The organism is Brevundimonas sp. DW-iso22 (assembly GCF_058725425.1).
The window spans coordinates 185,637-211,864 of record NZ_JBZXEB010000002.1 but is presented as its reverse complement, the minus strand read 5'-3'; the positions used below and the strand labels follow the sequence as shown (position 1 = coordinate 211,864).

The window sequence follows — 26,228 nt, the reverse complement described above, 5'->3', positions numbered from 1 at the left end:
GCCGGGAGAACACGTCTGGTATCAGCGGACGCGCCGCACCCCTAGAACCGCAAGGCCGCCCAGCACGGCCAGGACTGCGGACGTCGCCATCAACTGAGGCCAGGATTGACGCTCGGGGCCCAGGGCGATCAACGCCATGACCGGGGCCAGAACCGCCGGAAGGGTGTTGGTCAAGTTCATGATCCCGAGATCGCGGGCCGTGTCCTGCCTGGACGGAAGCACCTGCGCGACGAGGGCAGCGTCGACGGTCGTATAGAGGCCGAAGCCGATACCATAAAACGCATAGCCGATCAGAGGGCCGGGCCAGGCTGGCCAGACAGCGAAGATCAACAGACCGCAGGCCATCAGCCCGGCAGCCAGAAGGATGAAGGCCTTGCGCCGGTTCAGTCGGTCCGATGCCAAGCCTCCCAGAAAGCCGGACACCAGGATCAGGACCGTGGACAGGGTGATCAACCGGGCCAGTCCGCTTTCGACCGTGGTCCCTGGAAACTGCTCGGCATAGCGCGCGTGGTCGGCCAGATAGAACAGCATATAGGCGTTCACGACGCTGGCCGCGATTTGCAGGCAGAAACGCGATAGCCAGGCGAACCCGAAGTCGGGCGAAAGTCGCAGTCGTCTAGCCGCCCGACGGTTTTCCGCGCGCAGATGCGGCAGATCCCGATAGCTCAAAAGGAAAGGCAGCAGGCAGACGCACACCAGCAGACCCATCACAGCCATCCGGCTTCCCGTATCGCCAAATGGCGGGCTGGTGATCAGAACGCCACTGGCCGCGCCAAGCGGCGCACCCAGGCCCAGGAAGGCGGCGACACGCCCTTTCTGTCTATCTGGGACGCGGTCTGCGAGGACAGCCGTCAGCGGGGCGAACAACATGTTGAAGGCCATCTGGAACACGATGATGCCCGCTACCAGTGCTGCAGGCCCTGTGGCTGTGGCGATCAACCCATAGGCCACCATCACGCCGATCAGTCCTCCCGCGATCCACGGACGGCGGCGCCCCAGTCGATGCCGCGTTCGGTCGCTGGCCCAGCCGACAGCCAGATTGGTCACGCTGGCCACCACTGCCCCCAGCAAGGTGACGAGGCTCAGCAGTCCGATCTTGTTCATTGGGGCCAGGGCCTGGGCCTGCAAGGGCACCAGCAGGCTGAGCAGGGGCACGAAGGCGATGAAGGCCCCGACATAGGCCAGTGTCAGGGTGGCGATGAAGCCCGCGCCGACAGGCGGCAAGGGTTCGGCTGCAAGGTCGGGAACAGCCTTCATGACGATGACTTTGGCCAAACTCGATTTCAGGTGCGAGCGAAATCTTGCGCGACCTGCGCCAATCGCCGCATACAAAGATGAACGGCGGTCCGGTGGCCCGTCAGGGGAGGCGACCGCCACGATGACCGCGACGATCTATGATGTCGCCGCCCTTGCCGGCGTGTCGATCAAGTCCGTATCCCGCGTCCTGAACGGCGGGCCCAACGTCAGCCCTGCGCTGGAAGCCAAGGTTCGAGCGGCGGTCGAAACCCTGGACTATCGACCCAGCCTGTCGGCGCGAACCTTGGCCGGTGCGTCATCCTATCTGATAGCGGCCTTCGTGGACGCGGAACTGACGCTGGAGCACTGGCGCAGTGGGCGGGGCAACGACTACCTCAGCCGACTGGAATATGGCGCCTTGGTCGAATGCCGCCGGGCTGGGTACCACCTGCTGGTCGAGCTGGTGGACTATGGCTCGCTGAGCCTTGAGGCCAATCTGCTGTCTCTACTGCGGTCGCTGCGGCCGGACGGCGTGCTGCTGACACCGCCCAACTCGGACGATCCCAGGGTGCTGGATGTGCTGGAGCGCAACGGGACGCCATTTGTGCGTCTGGGGGCTGAGGCCCATCTGGATCGCGGCATGCGGGTCTTTATGGACGACCGTCAGGCGGCCTTCGACATGACGGCACATCTGATCGCGGGGGGGCATCGCAGGATCGGCTTCATCTCCGGCCCCGGCAGCTATGCCGCCAGCCGCGCCCGGCGCGACGGCTTTCAGGCGGCGATGATCGAACACGGGCTTCCCGTCGATAAGGCCCTGGTGGCCGAGGGCGACTTCACCTTCGAGGCGGGGCGACAGGCGGGAGCCACTCTGCTGAGTGCGAAGGATCGACCCACTGCCATCTTTGCGTCCAACGACGACATGGCTCTGGGCGTGCTGAACTCGGCGGCGGCGTCTGGCTTGATCGTTCCGGACGATGTGGCGGTGTGCGGTTTCGACGACACCCCCAGCACCATGCTGAGTACGCCCCCGCTGACCACCATCCGCCAGCCCGTCACTGAGATGGCGGCGGCGGCGACGCGCCTGCTTCTTCCCGCGACCCGGGGTCAGCCCGGCCAAGCTGAAAAGGTGGACTACACCCTGATCGAGCGACTTTCGACGCAGTCTTCGGGCTGAACAGACGTCGGTTGACAGCGCTGTCAAATGAAGACAGTTTGATGTCGGGAAACAGGCGCACGCCATGTGCGTCGTCACGACGGCACTCTGGGAAACAGGGGCCACGGGGAGGAAGACCATGATCCAGTTCAAACGTTCGCTTCTGCTCGGCTGCGCCGCACTGGCGATGACGGCCGGCATGACGCATGCCCAGACGGCACCGGCCGCCCCCGTACCTGCAGAGCAGGATCCCACCGAGCTGGACGAAATCGTCGTCACGACCGAGCGCCGCGAGCAGAGCCTGCAGGACTATGCCGGCGTGGTTCAGTCCATTACGGGTGAGGACCTGCGTGCGGTGGGTATCGACCAGATCGAGGATCTCCAGTCCGCCATTCCTGGCCTGTCGATCTCCAATCAGGAAGGCAACGTCCAGATCTATATCCGTGGCGTAGGCACTGCAAACAACACCGAATTGGGGGATCCGTCGGCTGCAACGCATCTGAACGGTGTCTACCTGCCACGTCCGCGCGGTTTGGGCGGCCTGTTCTTCGACCTGGCACGGGTGGAAGTCGCCAAGGGACCGCAAGGTACATTGCGCGGACGGAATGCCGTTGCCGGCACGCTGAACATCATCCCCAACATGCCACGCCTCGGTGTGAGCGAAGGCTTCATCCAGGGTGAAGTCGGTACGCTCGAAACCTTCGGCTATGAGGGTGCCGTCAACATCCCGATGGGCGACGATCAGGCATTGCGTCTGGCCGTCTATGGCGTTGATCGCGGCACGGCCTACAAGAACGTCGGCAACGATGAGAGCCTGGACCCCACTGGCGAGCAGCAGTTGTTCTCGGCGCGGGCCACCTATCTTTATCAGCCGAACGACCGCTTTCGCCTGAGCCTGATGGGCGATTTCGAGTCCGAGCGGGGCACCGGTTATCCGGCCACCAATGTGCGCAATGGCCTGGTCGGTGGCGGGACGCCCGATGGCCTGGAACTGCGTGACGTCCTGTTCCGGGGTCCGCAGGGACTGGTCGAGAACGACAACTGGGGCCTGGCGCTGAATGCGTCGTATGACTTCGGTGGTGCGGTGCTGGAGTATACGGCCAGCCGTCGCAGCGTGGATTATTACCAGGTCAATGCGGCCAACGAGGGTGTCGTGCGCCCCGGCTATGGTGCTGCTGACGTCGACTACGACAACTTTGGCACCCAATACTGGCTGACGCTTTCGGAATCCGACATCCATGAACTGCGGCTGACCTCGGCGCCCGGCGCAGAGTTCGTCTGGTCCACGGGCCTGTTCTATTTCAAGGAAAGCCAGCAGGTCGGCTTCCTGTCCGTGGTCGACAAGGGCCAGTTCTATTCCGGCACCGAGTTCACCTTCCCGGACGTGCAGTCCGACTCATTCGCGGCCTATGCCGACGTCACCTATCCGCTCACCGATCAGCTGCGGCTGAAGGGCGGCTTGCGATACACCGAGGAGAACAAGTCTCGCCGGGGCATCGGTGGCAACTGGTCGCTGGGGCTGGGGTCTGAAGGGTTCAACTGCTGCTTCGTCACTCGTCTGGGGACCGAAGGTTTCCGGCCCAACTTCACGGGCCGCGACAGCTATGCGCCGCCGACACCAGGCGACAATGCGGCGGCTGCCCGGTACTTTGCCAGTGCGTTCACACCCGGTGCCCGCGACACATTCCTGGACCAGATCGCAGGTGTTGCAGACGGCTCGCGGCCAAACGGCACCTGCGTCAATCGTCCGGACACCCAGCCAGGCGGCAACCCCCAGACCTGCCCTGCCAACGGTCAGCACAGCTTCTTTCAGATTTCCGCACCGGGGGAGCAGGTCGGCTCTTATGAGGACTCGTTCAGCGACTATCGCGTCGGCTTTGAATACGACCTGAGCGCGGACAACCTGTTCTACGGAGCCGTTTCGACGGGGCACAAGTCGGGCGGTTTCAATGACACCGTGATCGTGAACGGCGTTTCCACGGCTCCGACGTTCGCGCCGGAATCGGTGACCCTGTTCGAACTGGGTACCAAGAATACCTTCCGTCCCGCCATCGGCCGGATCGACGTCAATGCCAACGTCTTTTACTATGACTACTCCGATCAGGTATTCCAGACCCTGGTGTCGCTGGGCACTGGCCCGGGTGGAGCCAGCGCGGGCTTCTCTCAGCAGAACATCAATGTAGCGCAGTCGACCATCCAGGGCTTCGAGGTCGAGACCCGGTTCAGCCTGCCCTATGGCATGCGGCTGGACATCATCGGCTCCTACATCGACGCTCAGGCGGACGAAGGGGTGCTGACCGATACGCGTGGTACCGACTACGGCGACGGCACGCCCAACTTCAACGTTGACATCGGCGGCAACGACCTGCCCAACGTGTCCAAGATCAACCTGAATGCCCATCTGCAGCAGACGGTCGATCTCTTCGGCGGTCGGGCTGACTTCCACCTGCTGGCCAACTACAGGTCGTCCTACTACCTCAACATCTACAACGAACTGCCGGTCATCCAGTTTACGGCACGTCCGACCGATCCCGCACAGCAGGCCGCCTATGATGCGTTCAAGGCTTCGCTGGCAGGCACCACGATCAATCCTACCGCCCCACTGACCAGTCCATTCCTGCGCAGCACGGATGCCCGCGAAGGCGGCTTCTGGGCCCGTCAGGAAGGTTATGTGACCGTCAACCTGGGTGCCGGCTGGGAGCCGTCGAGTGGCCGCTATCGCATCGAAGGCTATGTCAACAACGTCTTCGACGAGACGGTCGTCGAGAAGCAGCTGGTGTCCGACCAGGTCGTCAATGTCCTGTTCCTGAATCAGCCCCGCACCATGGGTGTGCGCCTGCGCGCCAACTTCTAGTCTCCCTGACCCTTGGCGGCGCGGCCCTCCAGCTGTGCCGCCACTTCTTTTTCAGTATCGAGGCCGATCATGACCGCGTCCCGCCCAGCGCTTCTCTGTGCCGCAGCCCTGGCCGTGCTCATGATGGGGAGTGTGTCGACGGCGCAGACCGCCGAAGCCAGCGATCCGCAGACGGCCGTGGCCGACCCGTCCGCTTGGCCTGTCGCTGCCAGCCCGACAGCGATCACCGATGCCCGTACCGAGGCCGCTATCACTGAACTGATGGAGCGCATGACGCTGGAGGAGAAGGTTGGCCAACTGATCCAGGCCGACATCGGCGCCATCACCCCCGCCGATCTGGCCCGCTACCCCATCGGCTCCATCCTGGCGGGCGGCAACTCGGCCCCGGCGGCGAACGAGCGGGCACCGCTGGCCGACTGGGTCGCCTTGTCTGTGGCCTTCCGCGAAGCTGCCGCCAGCCGTCCCGGCGCTGCGGTGCCTCTGATGTTCGGCATCGACGCCGTGCACGGCCACAACAACATCGTCGGTGCGACGCTGTTTCCGCATAACATCGGCCTGGGGGCCGCCCGCGATCCGGACCTGATCGAGCGGATCGGTGCCGCCACGGCCCGGGAGGTTGCGGCCTCGGGCGCGGACTGGACCTTCGGACCGACATTGGCCGTGCCCCGCAATGACCGCTGGGGCCGGGCGTATGAAGGCTATGGCGAACATCCCGAGATCGTCACCAGCTATGCCGGACCGATGACCCTCGGCCTACAAGGAGCCCTGGTGGAGGGCAGACCTCTCGCCGCCGATCGCATCGCCGGCTCAGCCAAGCATTTCCTGGCTGACGGCGGCACGGCCAACGGTGTGGATCAGGGCGATGCTGTGATCTCCGAAGCCGAGCTGATCGCCATCCACGCCCAGGGCTATGTGCCCGCCATCGATGAGGGCGTGCTGACGGTCATGGCGTCGTTCTCCAGCTGGAACGGGGTCAAGATCACCGGCAACCGGTCGCTGCTGACCGATGTGCTGAAGGAGCGGATGGGGTTCGAGGGCTTCGTCGTCGGTGACTGGAACGCCCACGGTCAGATCCCCGGTTGCAGCAACGAAAGCTGTGCCGAGGCCATCAATGCCGGGCTGGATATGTTCATGGCCCCCGACAGTTGGCGCGGGCTCTACACCAACACCCTGGCCCAAGCGCAGTCTGGGGAAATCCCTGCCGCCAGGATCGACGACGCCGTGCGCCGCATCCTTCGGGTCAAGTTCAAGCTGGGCGTCTTCGACCGCGACCGCTCGCTGGAAGGCCGGACCGATATTCTGGGTTCCGCCGATCATCGCGCCCTGGCCCGCGAGGCGGTACGCAAGTCGCTGGTACTGCTGAAGAACGAAGGCGTGCTGCCCATCCGTCCGGGCGCACGCGTTCTGGTAGCCGGAGAGGCGGCGGACTCGATCGGGCAAGCGTCCGGCGGCTGGACCGTCAGCTGGCAGGGCACCGACACCACCAATGCCGACTTCCCCGGCGGCACCTCTATCTGGGCCGGTCTGGAAACAGCGGTGACCCAGGCGGGCGGGACGGCTGAACTCAGCGCCGATGGATCGTTCCAGACCCGCCCGGACGTCGCGATCGTGGTCTTCGGCGAGACGCCCTATGCCGAGTTCCAGGGCGATGTCGAAACCCTGGATTTTTCGCCGGAAGAGCCGCTGGAGCTGCTGCGTCGATACAAGGCCGCGGGCATTCCGACCGTCTCGGTGTTCCTCAGCGGACGCCCCCTCTGGACCAATCCCGAGATCAACGCCTCCGACGCCTTCGTCGCCGCCTGGCTGCCGGGAACCGAGGGCGCTGGCGTGGCCGATGTGCTCGTGGCTGGTCGCGACGGGCGTGCCTCGTATGACTTTACGGGCCGCCTTTCATTCTCTTGGCCTCGAAATGCCGGCCAGGACATGCTGAACGTGGGTGGGCCGGGCTATGCTCCCCAGTTCGCCTATGGCGATGGGCTGAGCTATGTGGCCCCAGCCAGAGTGGAGACGCTGCCTGAAGATCCGGGGGTGACCCTGGCGCGCGCCAACCTGGACGGCTATTTTGCTGACGGTCGTATCCAGGCACCGTGGTCGTTGATGCTGCGTGACGAGGGGGGAGACAGCCGTGTCGGCACGGTGCTCACCGGCGCCAGTCCGCGCGGAGCTGTGACGGTTCGTCCAACTGACGGGACAGCGCAGGAAAGCGCGATGGCGCTGAAATTCACAGGTCCAGCCGAAGCGCTCGTGACGGGGCCGCCCGTCGATCTGTCGCGTCAGCGCAATGGTGACATGGTGCTGGCATTCTCGATACGTGTGGATGCCGCACCCTCCGGGCCCATTGAGGTCGGCTTCGGGCGACAGCGGGTTGATATAGGATCGGTTCTGGACGGAGCGGTACCGGGGACATGGCAAGCCGTCCGCTTGCGGCTGGCCTGTTTCGATGGTGAACGCTCGAATGTGGCGGCCGTCGATACGCCCTTCGCCCTTACATCGACCAGTCCTGCACAAGTCTCTCTGGCTGACATCAGGCTGACCAGCAACGACAGCAGCAGCAGTTGCCTGGTTCCGGCTGATTGAAGCCGCCTCGAGCCTGCTCCTCCCGCATCAGCGGGACCTTGCCTGCCGACAGGCCCGTTCGTGATGCAACCCGGAGTCCGAAAGTGCGGGAAAGCGAGCGCGCCGCAAGGCGAAGACGGATGACGGCGGCTGGATTCCATCACAGCAGAATGTCTGGCACTGAAAACGTTTGCAGACTCAGGCACTGAAAAATGGTGCCGGCTGCAGGAATCGAACCCGCGACATCCAGTTTACAAAACTGGCGCTCTACCAACTGAGCTAAGCCGGCGTCCGCTTGACGCGGCGGCCCTTATGATGGCGCAACGGCTTTGACGCAAGCCGGGGATTTCATGCCGATCTCATTTGCCCACATCGCCCCTGTCCTGATGCTGATCGCGTCGAACGTCTTCATGACGCTCGCCTGGTACGGCCATCTGAAGTTCGGCTCAAAGCCGCTCTGGCTGGTGGTGATCGTCAGCTGGGGCATTGCCCTGTTCGAATACTGTCTGGCGGTACCGGCCAATCGGATCGGTCATGCGGTCTATTCGACGGCAGAGCTGAAGACGATGCAGGAGGTGATTACCCTGATCGTGTTCGCCGTCTTCTCGGTCAGCTTTCTGGGCGAGAAGCTGACGATGAACCATGCGGTGGGGTTTGTCCTGATCATCGCCGGGGCCTGGTTCATCTTTCGCGGGCCGCTGTGAGCCATCGGTGCGATTTGGTCCGTCAACGCAATTGACCTGAGGGGCCGATGCCGTGAAGCTGTCGCCAGACATCGCAGAGTGTCACGGGAGAGAGTTCATGGACGGATCGACGGCACCTTGGCGTGAGGCGGAACTGCTGCCTGTCGATCTGGATGTGCAGGTTCAGGATGGCATCTATCGCATCGCCTCGCGCACTGCGCTGAAGGACCATGATTTCAACATGCCGCGTGCCTTTGCAGAGGTGGCGGCACGTCAGCCGCAAGCCCCGGCCCTGCATCGGCGCGAAGGCGGCACGGGCGACTGGCAGACGGTCTCCTATGGCGCTCTGAAGCGTCAGTGCGATGGCGTAACCCAGTGGATGATCGATCGGGGCGTGACAGGGCCGGTGCTGATGATGGGATCCAATTCCCCGGCCATGGCGGCGTTTCTGTTCGGGACGCTGGCGTCGCCCGCCATCAGCGCGCCGGTCAGCCCCTTGCTGGCGCTGGTGGGTGGTGATCTGGGGCGGTTGCGACATGTGCTGTCTCTGGTCCGGCCCGCGGTGGTCTTCATCGAGGATGCGCGGGCGGTAGCGGCGGCGATCGACGGGCTGGACCTGGGCGACGCCATCGTGATCACCGGCACGCCGGAGGTGCTGAGCCGCGAGACGGTGACCCTGAAAAGTGTGCTTGAGACCGAGCCGACCGAGGCTGTCGGAGCCAGTATCGAGGCGCTGAAGCCGGAGAAGATCGTCCAATATATGCTGACGTCCGGTTCCACAGGCCTGCCCAAGGCCGTGGCGGCCAGCCTGTCGAACCTCGCGGCCAATACGGCGTCGGGCGGACAGCTGACGCGGCTGAACTGGACGGACAAGGTGCTGAACTGGATGCCGTGGCACCATGTGGCGGGAGCGGCGGTCTTGCGGGCGACGCTGCTGTCGGGCGGCGAGTTCTACATCGATGACGGCAAGCCGATGCCGGGTCTGTTCGACCTGTCGATCCGCAATCTGAAGGAACAGCCGGTCCGCTACTACGTCAATGTACCGCTGGGCTATGCCTTGCTGGCCGATGCGCTGGAGGCGGATGCGGACCTGCGCCGGATGTTCTTTTCCGAACTCAGGATCATGCTGTTCGGCGGTGCCGCCCTGGCCCAGCCGGTGATGGATCGCATCCAGGCCATGGCCGTGGCCGAGACGGGACACCGCATTCTGATGCCCTCGGCTTACGGCGCGACCGAGACCACGTCCGGCATTATGGCGGGCTATGAGTATACCGACCGGGTCAGCTTGGGGCTGCCACTGCCGGGGACCACAATCAAGCTGGTGCCGCACGATCATCGGTATGAACTACGCATCGCGGGGCCCAGCGTCACAGCAGGCTATCTGGACGACCCGGTGCGCAATGCACAGGTCTTTGATGAGGAGGGCTTCTACCGCACCGGCGATCTGGTCACTTTCGTCGATTCCGCAGACCCGACACGTGGTGTGGCCTTCGCCGGGCGGGCGGCCGAGGAGTTCAAACTGGACTCCGGCGTATGGGTCTCTGGTGGAGCCGTTCGGGATGCGGCGCTGAAGGCGCTGTCGCCGTTGATCGCCGAGGTGGCGGTGTGCGACGACAACCGGCCGTATCTGGGCCTGCTGGCCTGGCCGTCGTCGGACGGGGTGGCACGGGAGCTGGGCGTGCCAGTGGCCGAAGCCTTGCAGTCCGGGGCGCTGCCCCAGGCTTTGAAGAGCCGTCTGACCCGCCACAATGCGGGCCAGAAAGGCAGCAGCAGCCGGATTGCCCGGCTTGGTCTGCTGCTGACGCCGCCGAATCCCAATGCGCATGAGCTGTCGGACAAGGGCACGGTCAATCGCCGGGCGGTGCTGGACAATCGGCCGGGTGATCTGGAAGCGCTGTACGCCGATTCGCCCGGTCCGCTGGTGGTGGTCGCGGACTAGATCAGGCGCGCGGCCGGCGGATCGAGACGCCGACCGTGCCGTGGGCGATCAGCAGGTCCTCGGGTGTGGTGACCGTGACATCAACGACGACCTTGCGCGCGTCCTGATGCACGGCCCGGCCTTCCGCGATCAGGGCATTGCCGCTGATCGGGGCGGCGTTGATGAAGCGCAGGGTCAGGTCGGTGGACAGGAGAGTCTCGCCCGGTTTCAGCAGGGTCATGGCCGCCCCGCCGCCTGCCATGTCGACCAGAGACGCCGTCACCCCGCCGTGGACCAGGCCTACGAAGTTGGCGTGGCCCGGATCGAGGCTGCATTCCAGCCGGATGTACCCCCGCTCCAGTGCGATCGGGCGAGAACGCAGCCGTTCGGGAAAGCCGCCGGCATAGCCAGCCGCCATCCAGCGCCGCGCAAGCGTCAGCCCGTCCTCTGACGGGTCTAGATGGAAGGTGGCCTCGGCCTGATCGGTCCCCTGGTTCACGCAGACACGCCGCTGCCGAGCTGGTCCCGCAGCTCTCGCTTCAGAACCTTGCCGACGGGATTGCGGGGCAGGGCGGCGATGGTTTCCAGTCGCTCGATCTGCTTGTAGACGGCAATCTGCTTGTCCTGGGTCAGGAAGCGGTTGATCTCCTCCAGGCTCGCCGTCCGGTCCGGCTTGAAGACGACGAAGGCGGCCAGTCGCTCGCCCAGATTGGGGTCTGGCGCACCGACGACGGCGGCTTCGGCCACGGCCGGGTGACCGGCCAGGTGGCCCTCGATTTCCTCGGACGAGATGTTCATGCCGCCGCGGATGATCACGTCCTTCAGTCGGCCGACGAAGCGAATGAACTGCAGTTCGTCACCCGCCAGCTCGAACAGGTCACCGGTGCGGAACCAGCCGTCGGCATCGAAGGCACGGGCGTTGATGTCGGGTGCCTGCCAGTAGCCCGAGAACACGGTCGCACCCTTGACGCGCAGCTCGCCGGGTTTGCCGCCCTCGGTGATCTCCTGCTCGGTTTCGGGATCGACCAGGCGGGTGAAGATGCGGTCGTGCAGTTTCGCCTTCCATTTTCGGCCTTCACCCAGTCGAGGGAAGAAGACGGCGCGGTCGGAGGGGGAGGGGACGTCTTGCCAGGCGCTGGGGAAGGAGGCCCCCTCGTTGGAGCCGAAATAGTTGACGATCTGGACGCCGTACTTCTCGTGGAACGTCCGAACCATCCATTCCGACAGAGGGGCGGAGCCGGAGCCGATGGATTTCAACCGCCCGAAGTCGATGCCTTCCAGCAACGCCTCATTCTGAAGCAGCAGGTTCAGAATAGCGGGCGGGGCGACGGTGTAGTCGATCTTCTCGTCACGGATCTGCTGCAGGAAGACGGGCAGGTCGAACGGCTGGTGCTGGACCAGGGTCGCGCCCAGCAACAGCCAGCTGACGAAGCTGGTCGAGATACCGGCCATGTTGACCATGGGAAACGGGTTCAACAGCCGCATGCCCGGCGTCAGGTCGGCGGCATCGACCACGCCCTCGCCCATGATGATCCACTCATTGTGGCTGCGCGGGACACCCTTGGGCTGGGCCTCGGTGCCCGAGGTCCAGCAGATGGTGACGATGTCGTCGGCGGTGATGCGGGCAGTCTTGGAGGCCCTCTGGGCCGCGCGATGCTGTTTGCCATCAACCGCGTCCAGCAGGGGTTCCAGATCGATGGCCCCGGCCGGGCAGGTCTCGCCCAGGACGAAGACGTGGCGCAGGGTCGGGGCCCTGGTCTTGACCGCCATCAGCATGTCGCCGTGCTGATGCTTGCCGATGCGGTCGGCGGTGATGGCCGCGACGGCCTCCGTCTTTTCGATGATATAGCCCAGCTCGTGCTCGCGATATTGAACCGGGGCCGGGCTGATGATCGCACCCAGGCGGATCAGGGCCAGATAGGCGATCCCCAGCTCGATGATGTTGGGCAGCTGAATGACCACCACATCGTCCTTGCCGATGCCATGGGCGTGCAGGACCGCCGCCATCCGGTCCACGGCGATGCCCGTCTCGCGCCAGGTCAGCCGGTCGCCGACCCCGCCGACGATGGCGGCGGCATTGACCGGATCGACGCAGGCCTCGTCGTCAGGTCGCTCGCGGACATGCTTCAGGAACAGATCGTCCAGGGTGGTGTCGCCCCACCAGCCCCTGGCCTTGAAGTCTTGAATGCGTTCCTGAGGGACCACGATCATGGTGCTGTCTCCAGTATTTCCGTCCTGAGGCCTGCCGGTCTTGTCGCCGGGTGAACCAGTTGTATCACGTCCGCACGCACGACCTTGCCCACCGGATTTCGTGGCAGCGCGTCCAGGCAATGCAGGGTCTTGGGGGTACGGACCGGCCCGATGCGGTCGCGCACGAAGGCCGTCAGGTCTGCGAGGTCGCCGGACGGATCGTGCAGGGCCACCGCCGCCTCCAGCCGCTCGCCCCAGGTCGCGTCCTCGACGCCGAAGGCGCAGGCCTCGCGCACATTGGGATGAGCCGCCAGGGCGGTTTCCACTTCGGCAGGATAGATGTTGTAGCCGCCGGATATGATCATCTCCTTCGACCGGCCGAGCAGGAACAGGTGGCCGTCGGCATCCAGCCGCCCGATGTCGCCGGTCTTCAGCCAGTCTCCATGACGGGCCTGAGCGGTCTGGGTGGCATCGTCCAGATAGGTGGTCGAGGCCAGGTCGCCCTTGACCACGACCTCGCCCTCGGCACTGGCGGTGCGGACCTGACCATCGTCGCACAGGACACCCATCGGTGTGCTCTCGAAGGCCTGGCCGACCGAGGCGTGCAGTGTCGGGTTCTGCATCTGCGCTGGCGTCAGGGCCGCGATGGTCATGGGGGCCTCGGTCTGGCCGTAGAGGGTGCCAAGCACCGGCCCGAAGCGGGCGATGGCCTGTGCGATGCGGGCGGGCGGCATGGGTGCGGCGGAATAGGTCAGGTGACGCAATCGGGGCAGGTCATGCGGCTCGAACGCCGCCTCGGCCATCAGCAGATAGATCAGGGTGGGCGGCATGAAGACGATGCTGACGCGCGTTTTCAGTTCGTTGAGGATGGCCTCCCGCGATGGCTCGCCCAGCAGCACGTGAGCCCCGCCCGCCGCCAGGACCGGCAGGATGTAGTGCGAGGCTCCATGCGTCAGCGGTGCCACGGCCAGGTTCACGTCGTTGGCACGAAAATCGTAAAGCGTGTTCAGCGACGCCATGGCGCAGGAGGCGCTGGCCTGGCTCTGGACGACGCCCTTGGGCGTGCCGGTCGAGCCGCCGGTGAATTTGATGGCGAAGGTGGCATACCGGTCGTCGAGGATCGGGGGCAGGGCGGGGGTGTTTGTCGGTAAGGGCGCTTCGATCCAGTCGTCGATATTCAGTGCGGTCGTCGTCTGGCCCGCCGCCACGACGGAGGCCGTGTCGTGCAGCGTCATGGCCAGTCCGGCGCGCGCCTGCAGATCGGTATTCAGGCCCGCACCATTGCGAGGATTAAGCGGCACCCAGACGGCATTGGCACGCAGGATGGCCAAATAGCCGACGACGTGTCGCCAGCTGTTTGTGGCGCACAGACCCACACGGTGACCCGGCGCGATGCCGCGGTGGATCAGGTCGCTGGCCGCTTGCTCGACATGGGCGATCAGGTCGGCGTGTGTGAGGCAGAAGTCGCCGTCATGGATGGCGGGGCGTTCGGCCTTGGAGGGCAGATTGTCATAGAGCGCATGAACCGGGTTCATGCCGAGCGCTCCAGTATGGTCACGACGGTAGCCGCCTCCTCGACGCCCAGAAAACCGCCCCCATTTTCAGCGATGGCGATACGGGCGCTTGCGACCTGACGCGACCCGGCCTCGCCACGGAGCTGGGTGACGAGTTCGTACAACTGTCCGATGCCAGTCGCGCCGACCGGGTGCCCCTTGGCGACCAGACCGCCGGAGACATTTACAGGCGAGCGGCCACCCAGTGCAAAGTCACCGGCAATCAGGCTCGCGCCGACGCTCCCGGGCTCGGCCAGGCCCAAGTTTTCGATCTGCTGCAACTCGGCATAGCTGGTGGCGTCATGGACCTCCGCGAGGTCGATGTCCCCGGGGCCCAGGCCCGCCTCCTCATAGGCGGCCAGGGCGGCTCGACGGCCGATGTGATGGGCGAAATCGTCCGGCGCGCGATCAGTGGCGCTAACCAGGGCGCAGGCGCGGATGCGCACGGAGCGTGACTGGGCCGATAGTCGCGCCAGGCCCGCCTCGGAGCAGACGATCATGGCCGCTGCCCCGTCACTGACGGGGGCGCACATGGCGCGGGTGAAAGGATAGACGATGGGCTTGTCGGCCAGAACCTGATCCACCGTCATCGGCGTGCGGTATTGAGATTTGGGGTTGAGGACAGCGACCGTGTGGTTCTTGGCAGCGACCCTCGCCAGGTCGATCTGGGTCGAGCCAAATCGGTCCATGTGGGCGCGGGCCTGAGCGGCATACAGGTCCATGAACAGGCTGCGGCCTTCTCCCGGCACCTCGCCGCCCATTGTCTGGATGTAGGCGAGCACACCCTCGCGGTCGTGGATGTCGGTGCCGCCCGCGAAGGCGGCGGCGACGCAGTCGGGGCGGTCGGGAAAGACCATCTTTTCGGCCCCGACCACCAGGGCGATGTCGCCAGCCCCTGCGCGAATCCAGTGCAGCGCCTGAAGCAGCGCGGTCGAGCCGGAGGCGCAGGCGTTCTCGACATTGACGATGGGGATGCCGGTGATGCCCAGGCCGCGCAGGGCGATCTGGCCGCGTACCGTGTTCTGTCCCTCCAGCATGGGCTGACGCGTGTTCGAGAACCAGGCCGCCTGGATGTCACCGGTGCTGGCACCTGCATCCTTCAAAGCCGCCGTCACAGCCTCGGCGGTCAAGGTTTTGACGCTGTCGTCCGGGCGCTTGCCCAGCGCGGTCATGGAGATGCCGGCAATAAACGCAGTTCGGCTCATGCGGTGGCTGGCCGTCGTCGCTGGACGATGCGGAAGCGCGAGGCGACGAAGGCCGCGTCAGCCAGACAGGCATTACCCGCCGGGTTCAGCCCCGTGACGTGATAGTCGCTATAGGCTGCGGCAAAGTTGATCCACATCGCCCCGGTCAAGTTGATCGACAGATTGGCCCCGGCCGCTTCGTAGAGCGGCGTCGCCCGGTCGATGAACGCCTCGTCGGTCGAATAGAGATAGGTCGAGATGGCTCCGTGGGTTCGGGCCAGATCGGTGGCCTCACGCACGGCCGCTTCGCCGTTCATCGACACCACGAACAGCACCGGTCCGAAATGCTCCTCGGCGTAAAGGTCGGGGGCCGAGCCTGCGACCGCGACGACGAGGGGTGTCAGTGTGCGGGCGTTCGGAAACTGCGGGTGGGCGTAAGGCTCCGCCTCACGCAGGATGCGGACGTCATCGCGCGTCTCGACGGCGGCCCGCACGTCGGCGACGGCCTTCAGACTGACGTCGCCCTGAATAGACCCCATGATACCGGCGGCCTGGGCCGGGTCGGCAGCGATGGCGTCGATCTGTTCGACCAGGGCCTGACCAAAGCGATCAGCCAGGGCAGGCGCGACGTAGAGCACCTGCGGGCTGGTGCACATCTGGGCCGAGAACAGGCTGGAAGATCGGGCGATGGCGCTGGCGACGGCGTCGAGGTCGGCGACCGAATCGATCACGACCGAGTTGACGCCCGCCGTCTCAGTGAACAGCAGCTTGCCTGTCACCGTCCGTTCCAGATGGCTGCCGTAGCGGGGGCTGCCGGTGAAGTCGACGATCTGGATGGCGGGGTGGTCGACTAGGATCTGGGCAACCGGCTCGGCCAGGGTATCGACGGCCAGGGTGACCAGGTTGGGGTCGAAGCCGTGATCGGCCAGCACGCGGCGACACTCGCGCACCACGATGGCCATGGGCAGAACGGCGATGGGATGCGGTTTGACGATGATGGGGTTGCCGGTCGCCAGGCTGGCGAACATGGCCGGATAGGCGTTCCAGGTCGGAAAGCTGGCACAGCAGATGACCAGTCCGATGCCCCGCGGAACCAAGACATAGGTCTTGTCGAGCGCCACCGCCTCGCCGGCGAAGTCGCGGTGCCAGGTGGCGTGGGGCGTGACGGCGCGCATGGCCTTGGCGGCAAAGGCCAGCGCCTCGATGCCGCGGTCGAGCGCGTTGGGCCCCGAACCGCTGAAGGCCTGGGTATAGCTCTGACCCGCGACGTGCATGACGGCATGGGCCATCTCGAAATTGGTCTCATAAAGCCGCTGAGCTATCTCGGCGCACAGGGCGATACGCAGTTCGGGATCCGCGGTGCGCCAGTCGGGCCAGGCGGCGTGGGCGGCGTCGATCAGGGCTTGCGGATCGCTGACCGGGTAGGTGATGCCCAGCGGGGTCTGGGTGTAGGGCGACACTTCTTCACCCGCACGTCCCCTGATGCCTGGCTGATCGAGGTCAAAGGGCCGGTTCAGCTGGGCATCGAAGGCTGCCTTGCCCGCCACCGGCTTGTCCGGGCCGTGGATCTTCGTGGACGGCGAATCCTTGAACGGCGACCAGGCCTGCCGTGTCTCTACGGCCGCGATGGCAGCGTCGATCATGGGGGCGTGTCTGGCAATGAGCGCCGCACGGCGATCGGTTACGGGCATGGAGCCGTCCATGGTCAGGACATCCGCTCCACCACCATGGCCGAACCGACGCCCTGGGCCCCCGCCGCCACGACCAGCCCATAGCGCCCGTCACAGGCATCCAGCGCATCCAGCAGGGAGGACACCAGGATGGCCCCGGTCGCCCCCATGGGATGGCCCTTGGCGAGATGCCCACCGCCAACATTGACCTTGTCCGCATCGACCTCACGCTCGCGCATGAATTTGACGATGGTGACGGCAAAGGCCTCCATGAACTCGATCCGGTCCATGTCCGCCAGGGTCAGATTGGCCCGCTCCAGAGCCCTGTCCATCGCCGTAAAGCCGGCGGTCAGGGAGGCGACGGGGTCGCCGCCAGATTCGGCCCAGGAGACGATGCGTGCGCGTGCGCCTTCGGCTTTGCCTGTGACCAGTGCCAGGCCCGCCCCGTCGCACATGGGCGGAGCGTGGGCGACGGTGTGACGGTGGTCGAGGGTTCGGCCGCCCAAGGCCTCGACATACTGCTCACCCAAAGGCGCAAAGGCTGCAGGCATGGCCGCCAGGCTTTCGGCTGTGGTCGTGGCACGCGCTGCTTCTTCGCGGTCCAGGCCGTTCACGACGATCCGTGATGCGACGAGAGGTGTGCCTTCGGCTGCGGCGGTGCGCTGCTGGGAGCTCAGGGCGGCGGCGTCCATCTCTGCGCGACTGACGCCGATGTCCTCGGCCAACCGGTCGGCGGCGACGACCACGGGGATGTAGCGGGTGCGGGTCGGGAAGCTGGAATCCTCATAATAATCCGCCTTGTCAGCCATGAAGCCCACACGGGACATCATCTCGACCCCGCCCGCCAGGACGCTGTCAGCCTGACCCGTCTCAACGACACCCGCCGCCTGACCGATCGCCGTCAGGCCCGAGACGCAGTAGTTGTTCAGGCTGTAGGCCGGACTGTCGTCAGGCAGGCCGGCATGCAGTTTGGTCACCAGTGCGACATTGGCTCCCTGCGCTCCGACCTGACCGACACAGCCCAGGATCAGGGCATTGGCATTGCGGGCAGGGTGACCTCGGGCCTCCAGCGCGTCGATCAGGCCACCGACCAGCTCATGCGGCTTTAGGCTGGCCAGACCCCCATCGGGCCGGGCCTTGCCACGGGCGGTACGAACGGCGTCGTGGATATAAGCGGTCATGGATGCTCTCTGGACTCAGGCTGCTATCTGATCGCCGCGCGCCCAGGTGCCGTGGAAACCGGCGGGAACGCGGGCCGGCAGCATGACACGGGCGACGGGGCCGGCCTCGAAATGCTGGGCGTCGATCACCTGGACCTCGGACTTGCCGGTGTTCTCGTCGGTGACGAAGGCGATGACATAGCCGTCGTCCTCGCTCTTCGCGCCGATGCGGGGGGCAAATGCGGGTTCTGAGCCGAACATCGACGGCTCGTACAGATGGGTTTTCGCCTCGCCGGTGACGAGGTCGTACTTGTAGAGACCCGCAAACCGCTGAAGCTCCATCTTCGACATGGCCACGTGATAGGACCAGCGGGTCTTGCGTGAAGCATAGTCCTGATTGATCGCCGGAAACTCGCCGATGCGGTCGTCCAGCTGGCGCTTCTTCACCTGGCCGGTCTTCATGTTCATGCGCCATTCGACGGGCACGGCATTGAGGGCCAGCACATTCACCATGGGGGCATAGGGGCCATAGGCGGGGTTGGGCGGATAGCCGTTCGGCACCATCATGCAGGCGGTCATGACCACCTCATCGCCATCCTCCCAGGCATTGACGACGTGATAGATGTAGCAGCTGTCGGTCTCGAACCAGCGGATCTGGTCACCGCGGCCCGTGCGCGGGACGACGCCGAAACGGGCGGGCTGATCGGCGAAATGGATCTGCCACATCGACCGCTTCAGCCCACCCTCGCTAAAGACCACGGGCAGGTCGTGCAGGATGACGAAGTTTTCCGTCAGCCCCATGTCGTGGGGCAGGCGGGGGCCAGGCAGGTCGACCTTCTGGAAATGGGTTAGCCGGTTGTCGGCACTGACCGTCCCGAACGTCATCCAGGGTTCGTAGAGCGAATAGTCGAAAAAGACGAACTCGCCCGTCACCGGATCGACCTTGGAATGGGCCGAGACGTGGCGGGGCAAGGCTCCGCCGAAGTTCTCCACGCCGATGGTTTCAAGGGTGCGGGCGTCGACGCGGACCGGCTGGCCCGAGATGTACCACAGCCCCATCAGGCTGCCGTTGTGCAGGACGACGTCCGTATTGGCGGTGTCCTTGTAGACCCGGTCACCCCGTGTGGAGGTCGGGTCGGCGCGGGTCGAGGGGTAGAGGACGCCGCCCGCCCCACAGCCGCCGTTGAGGTCTGCGACGTGGTCGGGCGACTTGATGAATCGGTTGCGGTACCCCGCCTTGCCGTTCTCGAACCAGATGGCGTGAAGCATGCCGTCGCCATCGAACCAGTGATGCAGGCCTTGCGGCGCGGCGGCCGGGTTGGGGCCGTTACGATAGAAGGCCCCGTAGAGATCGAGCGGAATTTCGCCGATCACCGGCAGGTCATCGGCGGTCGTTTCCCGCGCGACAGGCTCGTAAGCACCCTGAACATAAGGGTTCAACAGGTTGAGATCGGACAGGTTTCCGGTCTCGATACGGCGTGCGATCGACGCGTCGTCGGCCATGGGAGAACTCCTGACAGTGTGGTGCGATAGGACTATGAGCAGTTCGGTCGCTTAACGCAAGTCAACCAGGTTTGATCCGGGGCAGGTCGGCGGCCATCAGGTGATCGAACCCTGCCTGACCTTCATCGAAGGTCGCCCAGCCGTCGAGTGACAGCAGGGCGTCGACATGGGCGGCAAGGTCGTCGGGGCCATAACCGGGCAGCAATTCGAGACCGCGCCCTTCGATCCGGGCCGCACGACGCACGCGACCCGCGCCTGCCGTCAGGGTCTCACCGTTGAGCGGGCAGTCGGGCGACATCAGCCAGCTGGCCACGGGCGCGACCCGCTCGGGTGCCATGCGTGCGGCCATATCGGCATCCAGATAGTCGCCGGTCATGCCGGTGGCGGCAAACGGCGCGATGGCGTTGCAGCGTACGCCGCGCGAAGCCCCCTCCAGCGCGATGACCCGCATCAGGCCGATCAGGGCCGCCTTGGATGCCGAATAGGCTGCCATGCCGTGCACACCGTGCAGTCCGGCCGTGGAGGTCGACATCAGGATGCGTCCCGAGCCCTGCTCACGCATGTGCCGATAGATCGGCAGGGTAGGGGTCAGGCTGCCGAAAAAGTTGATCTCGAAATTCTGGCGGAACTGTTCAGTGCTCTGTTTGTGCAGGGTTCTGGCCTCGGGGGCTCCGGCATTGTTCAGTAGGCCGTCGATGCGACCAAAGGCGGAAAGGGCAGCGTCCAGCAGTCGATCTCCGGAATCAGGCTCTTCCACCGAAAGGGGAGCGGCCTCCGCTATACCGCCGGCCTGACGGATATCCTCGACCACTGACTTTGCCGAGCCGGGCTGGCCCGCTGGACGATCCCGGGTGTTGACCAGGACGAAGGCTCCCCGGGCGGCCAGATCGAGCGCATAGGCTCGCCCCAGTCCTCGTCCTGCGCCCGTTACGACGACGACCTGACCCTGAAGTGTGCTCATGTCGACCTCCGATATGTGAATTCGTATTCTGGCGCGGACGCTTTCGTAAAAGGACTTGCAAATCTGGTCCGTTAGCGCAAGCTACCTCGACGTCAGGGGAGCCACCGATCAACGGGGCCAGGACCGACGAGGGAGGCGACCAGTGAGAAAGACCGCATATTTCGCGTCGGCAGCCGTGATGGCCATCGCCGCAGGCCTGGCCCAACCGGCCCTGGCCCAGGACGCATCGACAGCACAGGAAGCGACATCTCTGGAAGAGATCGTCGTCACGGCCCAGCGCCGCGAACAGGGTCTGCAGGAGGTACCGATCGCGGTTACCGCCTTCAGCGCCGAGACGCTGGAGCGCACCAGTGCCACCGGCCTGTCCGACATCGCCGGCAAGGCACCGGGCGTGACCCTGACCCAGTTCAATATCGGCGAGCCTCAGATTTACATCCGCGGGGTGGGTACGACGAACGATTCAGCGGCCAGCGATCCCTCCATCGGCGTATCCATCGACGAGGTCCCGATCGGTCGGGCAGGGGCCAGTTCTCTGGCGTTTCTGGATCTGGAGCGGGTCGAAATCCTGCGTGGACCGCAAGGCACCCTGTACGGCCGCAATGCCTCGGGCGGGGCGATCAACGTCTATACCAAGGCCCCGGCCTTCGAACAGTTGACGCAGCTGACGGCGCGCGTGGGCAGTTTTGACGAATACGGTGTCGAGGGCTTCTTCAATACGCAACTGAGCGACAACTCAGCCGGGCGACTGGCCTTCCGGTACAATACCAACGACGGATATGCCGAAAATGTCCCGACAGGGCGTGGACTTCAGGGCGGCTCTACCTTCGGGCTGCGTGGCCAGTATCTGCATCAGTTCGACAAGGTCCGCGTCCTGCTGGGGGCTGATTACTCCAAGGACGATCAGGATGGACACGCCCGTATTCCGGTGACGACCTCGGCCACCGCGCCTGCCTTTGTCGCCCTGATCAACAGCCTGCGAGCGGGCCTGGATGTGCGCCAGAGCTTCTCTTCGGCAGATAATTATCAGAACCGCGAGAACTGGGGCCTGACCAGCCGGATCGAGTATGAGGCCGGGGCCTTCGACTTCATCTCCCTGACCTCCTATCGGCACAACGACTATGGCTGGCGGGACAATCTGGGCGGGCTAACCTTTCCGGCCTTCCCGCTGTTCGTCGATGATCGGGCGGACGAGACGGCCTCCCAGTTCAGCCAGGAGTTCCGGCTGACATCCAATGACAGTTCGCCGTTCCAGTGGGTGGCGGGCCTGTTCTACTTCAACGAACAGATCGACCGCTCGGAGACCTTCATCACCCAGACTGCCCTGCCGATCGCCCCGCCGAGCTTTGGCGGCGACGTCACCTTCCTGCAGGACGCGACCAACAGCAGCTATGCCGCCTTCGGCCAGGCCACATTCGAGTTTGCGGACATCTGGGAACTGACGGTCGGAGCGCGCTGGACCCACGACAAGCGCGAGGTGCGCCAGATTGCCCTGAACAACGACACGACCGGTGCACCGCCGCCGGGAATTCCGCTGGGCCCGACGGGTGGACCTTACGCGGTCAGCGCGGAAGAGACATTCGAGGAGCCTACCTGGCGTCTGGCCCTGGCGGTCGAGCCGGTCGAGGACGTGCGCTTCTATGTCAGCTACGATCGCGGCTACAAGGCAGGGGCCTTCCCCAGTGCGGCGCAAAACGCGGCCCAGGCAGCGACGCCCATACGGTCCGAAATCCTGGACAACTACGAAATCGGGGCCAAGACCACCTTCTGGGACAACCGTATCCGCTTCAATGCTGCAGCCTTCATGCTGGACTACAGCGACTTGCAGGTGAATGAGCTGCTAGGCCTGACGTTGGTCGCGTCAAACGCGGCGGCCGAGGTGTCTGGCTTCGAGATCGAGACGGCCCTGGCCCTGACCTACAACATCACTGTTGGCGGTTCCTACACCAGCCTGGACGCCGAGTTCACGTCCGATGCGACGGCGGGAGCTCTGACATTACCCTACAACGGCAATGTCCTTCCGCGCTCGCCCGAGAGCCAGTTCACCCTCTATGCAGATGGCGAATGGGATGTCTGGGGCGGGGCGTTGGCCACCCGGATCGACTATCAGTGGACAGACGACTTCTACTTCGATCCGTCGAACAACCCCGAGGTCCTGGTGCCGTCCTACGGCCTGCTTAGCGCCTTTGCATCCTGGGAATCAGAGGGGGGGCTGAAGCTGTCGGTCTATGGCAAGAACCTGACGGACGAAGAGTATCAGGTCCACATCATCAAGAACGTCGGCATCGGCTTCAGCGTCTTCGGCGCGCCCCGTTCGTTCGGTGTCGCCCTGTCCCAAACGTTCTGATCTGGCGGATCAGACCCCGTAGCGCACCCCGTCTGACACAGGTCAGGCGGGGTTCGTCGCTTCGACTTCCCAGCGCAGATTGCGGGGATCCAGCGGGGTGCCGGTCGCCGCATCGCAGACGACGGGGTGCAGAGCCTCTCCGGTTCGACTGTCGACCAGGGTCAGAGGCGATTCACCCGGAGGGCACAGCCACCGCTCGCTCCAGCCGTGCATCGCCAGGATCATGGGGTATAGCGCCAGGCCCGCCTCTGTCAGGCGGTATTCAAAGCGCGGCGGGGCTGTCTGATACAGCTTCTTCTCCAGCACCCCGTGCAGGACCATGCGTGCCAACCGGTCAGCCAGAATGTTGGTGGCCAGGCCAATCGCATCGTGCATCTCGTCGAACCGGCGCAGGCGGAAGAAGGCGGCGGCCAGCACGGCCCAGCTCCAGTAGTCGCCCATGATGTCGCTGGACCGGTCGATGATCGGTCTGTCCGTCTCGATCGGCTGGGTTCGGCGTCTCCGCGAGGTGGGAGCGGGGATGGCCTTCAGGCCGGGACCGGGAACGCTGGTGACATGGCGAACGTCGATAGGTTGGCCGTGAGGGGACCCCAGGATGACAGGCGTCTGTCTCGCGCCGGTCTGCCGATCAAAGAAGGCGATGGCATAGCGTTCCTGCAGCGGCGACTGCGCCCAGATTCGCTCCCACTGCCCCTGCATGACGGCGACGCCGAACATGTCCAGGCCCATGGGGGTCAAGCGGTACTCGAGGCGGGTCCCACCTGTAGCCTCGCGTTGTTCCAGAAGGCCGGCCTGCGACAGGCGTTGCAGGCGATCCGTCAGCACGCTGCGTGGAATGCCCAGCCGTTCGCGCCAGACACTGAAGCGCCGCACGCCATAAAAGGCCTCGCGCAGGATCAGTTGCGACCATGCATCGCCCGTGATCGCAAAGGCGCGGGCCACGGGGTTGCCCATGATCAGGTCGGAAGTGGAAGGCGATGCGGTCAATTCGTGGCCCTGAACGACGGGTTTTGGCCCGGTTCCATCATCGTCGTTAGGGCAGGCACGCAGTCAATTCCAGCCCTGTTCAGGCGGCAGTGGCCAGCGCGGCTTCCAGTTCCGCATCGACCACGCTCTCGAGAGCCAGTCCCATGCGAGGGTTGCCGAGCACCGCGACAGCCCGTTCCCCCTGATACAGGCAGATGGTTTCGTATCCCGGCCATTTGTCCGCCAAAGTCGTCATCTCGACCCGGGCCGAGATGTCGTCACGAGCCGCCAGGACGCTGATTTCGCTGTCTGGCTTGCCGGGGGTATTGACGATGCAGAAGTAGGAAAACACGCGCACTGAACTCCGAAATCAGGCGCTGAGAACGGGCGCTGAAACCGTCGGTTCCAGCGCCTCGAACGCAATCGCGTCATCCGGTCGTGAGCAGGCTCAAGCGCGGCGTTGCAGAAGTTCTGCCAGAGCCTTCATACGCGCCGCATCCGGTGCCGCAGCCTTCTCGGCGGCGGCATTCAGAGCCGCAATCAGTTCGGCCGACGAGGCGGCCGACCCACCCGTCGCCCACTGATCGACCGCTGTGCGGGCCTGCGTGAGCAGGGCTGCATCGACGGCGGCAGAGCGCGACAACTGGTCCAGATAGACCTGCGCAACCTCGGGGCTGTCAGACCAGGAGATGCGCCGCTGGGTCTGGGGGTTGATCTCCTCGGCCATAACGGCTTCGGCGACGGCGATCTCGGCGGCGGACAACTGATCGCTCGGCACCAGTTTCAGCACGTCCAGACCGCGGGCGATCTCGCTGGAATAGATGCGGCCGTTGAACCAGTAGGCCGACCATGAACCGCCGACGACCAGACGCTCGGGATTGATCGGACCGCGGTCGAAATAGGCGATCTCGACGGGGCGGGCCGCGTCGGTGAAGTCCATGATCGAGATCCCGCCCTGGTACCAGGCCTGAACCATCAGGTCGCGCCCGGGCACCGGAATGATGGAGCCGTTATGGGCCACGCAGTTCTCGGTTCGACCCTGGGCGGACGGAAGTTTGTGGAAGCTCTGTCCCTCCAGTTGGCGGTCCTTCAGATTGGCGACCAGATTGGCTCCCCAGTTGGCCGGGTCCTCGGCGCGGCAACGGGCGCTGGTCCCGCCGCCCCACTCATCGGTGAAGACGATCTTGTCGCCCGCATTGTTGAAGGTGGCCGAGTGCCAGTAGGCCATATCGGCATCGAAGATGTCGTCGATGCGGGCCGGATTCTGGGGATCGGAGATATCCAGGAGAATGCCGTTACCGCTGCATGCGCCCGCAGCCAGGCTCAGTTCCGGATAGACGGTGATATCGTGGCAATGGTTGGTCTGGGCGGTGCGCTGGCCCGACACACCGGCCTTGCCGCCCTGCCACAGGCCTGCGATCTGACCGGTCTCCCGATCCGCGAAGATACGAGGCCGGTTGACGATGGCGGCGGTTTCGGGGGCATCCAACGGGACCTTGATCACGTCGATGGAATACAGGGCCGTTTCCGCGTTGGCGTCCGGCTGGCCGTCCGAGCAGATGCCCAGTTCGTCAGTTTTGCGCACGCCCGATGTGGCCGAGTTGTAGATGTACAGCACATTGGCGTCGCGGGGATCCGGCACCAGGGTATGGGTGTGCGACCCGCGGCAGGTCTGGACCGCCGCGATCTGACGCGGGGCGTTCAGGTCGCTGATGTCAAAGATGCGGACGCCGCGAAACCGTTCCGCATTGACCTCGCCAGTGGCCTCGGTCGTACCGCAGTCCAGACGGGCGCGGTTCTGCTCGACCGACATGAACAGCAGATTGCCATGCACGGAGACGTCGCCCTGACCACCCGGGCAGACGACGGACATGACCAGCTTCGGCTCGCCCGAGCTGATATCATAGGCATTGAAGCCGTTGAAATTGCCGACGAACAGTTTGCCGTCCGACACAGCCATGTCGCTGTTGGCCAGGGCGAGCAGACCATAGCGCGGGGGATTGTCGCGCATGCGGGCGGCAAAGGCGCGGGCCTCTTCTTCGTTGCCAGGCAGAGGGATCAGGGCCTCAGGATCGAAGAAGCCGGGGGGCGGTGCCAAGGCGTGTTCCAGTGCCAGGCCGGAGGATGATTCGCCCGCATCTCGCAGGCCGCCGGTCAGGGCCGAACGCGCGTCGGCCTGAATGGTCTGGGGCGAGGCCGCAACCGGGGCCTGGGCAGCGGCGACGCCGGCCCCCATCAACAAACACAGGGCGGCGGCAGACGAGAGCAATGGGCGGCGGATGGTCATGTTGGCG

18 protein-coding genes and 1 tRNA gene are annotated in these 26,228 nt (G+C 65.0%); 6 read left to right on the top strand and 13 right to left on the bottom strand.

The window, feature by feature from the left end; translation table 11 throughout:
* Positions 1–21 precede the first annotated feature (21 nt).
* Complete coding sequence (locus AC4PRM_RS00950) at positions 22–1,275, bottom strand: MFS transporter (protein WP_492038467.1); 1,254 nt, start codon at positions 1,273–1,275, stop codon at positions 22–24.
* Positions 1,276–1,378: 103 nt separating this feature from the next.
* On the opposite strand from AC4PRM_RS00950, the gene AC4PRM_RS00945 reads away from it, so the two are divergent.
* From AC4PRM_RS00945 to AC4PRM_RS00935, 3 genes are all read left to right on the top strand, one after another.
* The gene (locus AC4PRM_RS00945) at positions 1,379–2,413 is read left to right on the top strand and encodes a LacI family DNA-binding transcriptional regulator (RefSeq protein ID WP_373255656.1); all 1,035 of its coding nucleotides are present in this window, start codon (positions 1,379–1,381) and stop codon (positions 2,411–2,413) included.
* A 118-nt stretch (positions 2,414–2,531) separates the two neighbouring features.
* A complete protein-coding gene (locus AC4PRM_RS00940; protein WP_492038466.1) occupies positions 2,532–5,246 on the top strand; it encodes a TonB-dependent receptor in 2,715 nt (904 codons plus the stop codon).
* Positions 5,247–5,315: 69 nt separating this feature from the next.
* Positions 5,316–7,823, top strand: a complete 2,508-nt coding sequence (locus AC4PRM_RS00935; RefSeq protein ID WP_492038465.1) for a glycoside hydrolase family 3 protein — start codon at positions 5,316–5,318, stop codon at positions 7,821–7,823.
* Between the two features lie 192 nt (positions 7,824–8,015).
* Here the strand turns inward: AC4PRM_RS00935 and AC4PRM_RS00930 are convergent.
* Positions 8,016–8,091: transfer RNA gene (locus tag AC4PRM_RS00930), tRNA-Thr, on the bottom strand.
* Positions 8,092–8,152: 61 nt separating this feature from the next.
* Between AC4PRM_RS00930 and AC4PRM_RS00925 the strand changes: the two genes are divergently transcribed.
* Both AC4PRM_RS00925 and AC4PRM_RS00920 read left to right on the top strand, forming a co-directional pair.
* Positions 8,153–8,506 carry a DMT family protein gene (locus AC4PRM_RS00925; protein ID WP_373255653.1) on the top strand — a complete coding sequence of 118 codons (354 nt, stop codon included), beginning with the start codon at positions 8,153–8,155 and terminating at the stop codon, positions 8,504–8,506.
* Between the two features lie 97 nt (positions 8,507–8,603).
* A complete protein-coding gene (locus tag AC4PRM_RS00920) occupies positions 8,604–10,424 on the top strand; it encodes an AMP-binding protein (RefSeq protein WP_492038464.1) in 1,821 nt (606 codons plus the stop codon).
* A gap of 1 nt (position 10,425) precedes the next feature.
* Here AC4PRM_RS00920 and AC4PRM_RS00915 read toward each other — a convergent pair whose 3' ends face one another.
* The 8 genes from AC4PRM_RS00915 to AC4PRM_RS00880 all read right to left on the bottom strand — a co-directional run bounded on the left by AC4PRM_RS00915 (position 10,426) and on the right by AC4PRM_RS00880 (position 20,624).
* Positions 10,426–10,902, bottom strand: coding sequence for a PaaI family thioesterase (locus tag AC4PRM_RS00915; RefSeq protein ID WP_492038463.1), 477 nt, complete (start codon positions 10,900–10,902; stop codon positions 10,426–10,428).
* Positions 10,899–12,614, bottom strand: coding sequence for a class I adenylate-forming enzyme family protein (locus AC4PRM_RS00910; protein WP_492038462.1), 1,716 nt, complete (start codon positions 12,612–12,614; stop codon positions 10,899–10,901). The genes AC4PRM_RS00915 and AC4PRM_RS00910 overlap by 4 nt, the downstream gene beginning before the upstream one ends.
* Positions 12,611–14,128 (bottom strand): class I adenylate-forming enzyme family protein, encoded by a 1,518-nt coding sequence (locus AC4PRM_RS00905; protein WP_492038461.1) that lies wholly within the window; start codon positions 14,126–14,128, stop codon positions 12,611–12,613. Before AC4PRM_RS00905 ends, AC4PRM_RS00910 begins: the two co-directional genes overlap by 4 nt.
* A complete protein-coding gene (locus tag AC4PRM_RS00900) occupies positions 14,125–15,351 on the bottom strand; it encodes a thiolase family protein (RefSeq protein ID WP_492038460.1) in 1,227 nt (408 codons plus the stop codon). The genes AC4PRM_RS00905 and AC4PRM_RS00900 overlap by 4 nt, the downstream gene beginning before the upstream one ends.
* Positions 15,348–16,973: an aldehyde dehydrogenase family protein gene (locus AC4PRM_RS00895; RefSeq protein WP_492038459.1), complete on the bottom strand. Its 1,626-nt coding sequence runs from the start codon at positions 16,971–16,973 to the stop codon at positions 15,348–15,350. The genes AC4PRM_RS00900 and AC4PRM_RS00895 overlap by 4 nt, the downstream gene beginning before the upstream one ends.
* A gap of 62 nt (positions 16,974–17,035) precedes the next feature.
* Positions 17,036–18,181 (bottom strand): acetyl-CoA C-acyltransferase, encoded by a 1,146-nt coding sequence (locus tag AC4PRM_RS00890; protein WP_492038458.1) that lies wholly within the window; start codon positions 18,179–18,181, stop codon positions 17,036–17,038.
* A 15-nt stretch (positions 18,182–18,196) separates the two neighbouring features.
* Positions 18,197–19,663, bottom strand: coding sequence for a carotenoid oxygenase family protein (locus AC4PRM_RS00885; RefSeq protein WP_492038457.1), 1,467 nt, complete (start codon positions 19,661–19,663; stop codon positions 18,197–18,199).
* Positions 19,664–19,724: 61 nt separating this feature from the next.
* Positions 19,725–20,624, bottom strand: coding sequence for an SDR family NAD(P)-dependent oxidoreductase (locus tag AC4PRM_RS00880; protein WP_492038456.1), 900 nt, complete (start codon positions 20,622–20,624; stop codon positions 19,725–19,727).
* Between the two features lie 142 nt (positions 20,625–20,766).
* On the opposite strand from AC4PRM_RS00880, the gene AC4PRM_RS00875 reads away from it, so the two are divergent.
* On the top strand, positions 20,767–22,968 hold the full coding sequence (locus tag AC4PRM_RS00875; RefSeq protein WP_492038455.1) for a TonB-dependent receptor: 2,202 nt from the start codon (positions 20,767–20,769) through the stop codon (positions 22,966–22,968).
* 42 nt (positions 22,969–23,010) lie between these two features.
* Here the strand turns inward: AC4PRM_RS00875 and AC4PRM_RS00870 are convergent, their stop codons facing one another.
* The 3 genes from AC4PRM_RS00870 to AC4PRM_RS00860 all read right to left on the bottom strand — a co-directional run bounded on the left by AC4PRM_RS00870 (position 23,011) and on the right by AC4PRM_RS00860 (position 26,221).
* Positions 23,011–23,955, bottom strand: a complete 945-nt coding sequence (locus AC4PRM_RS00870; protein WP_492038454.1) for a winged helix-turn-helix transcriptional regulator — start codon at positions 23,953–23,955, stop codon at positions 23,011–23,013.
* 79 nt (positions 23,956–24,034) lie between these two features.
* Positions 24,035–24,286 carry a hypothetical protein gene (locus AC4PRM_RS00865; protein WP_492038453.1) on the bottom strand — a complete coding sequence of 84 codons (252 nt, stop codon included), beginning with the start codon at positions 24,284–24,286 and terminating at the stop codon, positions 24,035–24,037.
* A 96-nt stretch (positions 24,287–24,382) separates the two neighbouring features.
* Positions 24,383–26,221: an LVIVD repeat-containing protein gene (locus AC4PRM_RS00860; protein WP_492038452.1), complete on the bottom strand. Its 1,839-nt coding sequence runs from the start codon at positions 26,219–26,221 to the stop codon at positions 24,383–24,385.
* Positions 26,222–26,228 lie beyond the last annotated feature (7 nt).

Coding starts and splice junctions, on each gene's coding strand:
- AC4PRM_RS00945 (WP_373255656.1), top strand. CDS start 1,379: ATGACCGCGACGATCTATGATGTCGCCGCCCTTGCCGGCGTGTCGATC.
- AC4PRM_RS00940 (WP_492038466.1), top strand. CDS start 2,532: ATGATCCAGTTCAAACGTTCGCTTCTGCTCGGCTGCGCCGCACTGGCG.
- AC4PRM_RS00935 (WP_492038465.1), top strand. CDS start 5,316: ATGACCGCGTCCCGCCCAGCGCTTCTCTGTGCCGCAGCCCTGGCCGTG.
- AC4PRM_RS00925 (WP_373255653.1), top strand. CDS start 8,153: ATGCCGATCTCATTTGCCCACATCGCCCCTGTCCTGATGCTGATCGCG.
- AC4PRM_RS00920 (WP_492038464.1), top strand. CDS start 8,604: ATGGACGGATCGACGGCACCTTGGCGTGAGGCGGAACTGCTGCCTGTC.
- AC4PRM_RS00910 (WP_492038462.1), bottom strand. CDS start 12,614: ATGATCGTGGTCCCTCAGGAACGCATTCAAGACTTCAAGGCCAGGGGC.
- AC4PRM_RS00905 (WP_492038461.1), bottom strand. CDS start 14,128: ATGAACCCGGTTCATGCGCTCTATGACAATCTGCCCTCCAAGGCCGAA.
- AC4PRM_RS00900 (WP_492038460.1), bottom strand. CDS start 15,351: ATGAGCCGAACTGCGTTTATTGCCGGCATCTCCATGACCGCGCTGGGC.
- AC4PRM_RS00895 (WP_492038459.1), bottom strand. CDS start 16,973: ATGATCGACGCTGCCATCGCGGCCGTAGAGACACGGCAGGCCTGGTCG.
- AC4PRM_RS00890 (WP_492038458.1), bottom strand. CDS start 18,181: ATGACCGCTTATATCCACGACGCCGTTCGTACCGCCCGTGGCAAGGCC.
- AC4PRM_RS00885 (WP_492038457.1), bottom strand. CDS start 19,663: ATGGCCGACGACGCGTCGATCGCACGCCGTATCGAGACCGGAAACCTG.
- AC4PRM_RS00880 (WP_492038456.1), bottom strand. CDS start 20,624: ATGAGCACACTTCAGGGTCAGGTCGTCGTCGTAACGGGCGCAGGACGA.
- AC4PRM_RS00860 (WP_492038452.1), bottom strand. CDS start 26,221: ATGACCATCCGCCGCCCATTGCTCTCGTCTGCCGCCGCCCTGTGTTTG.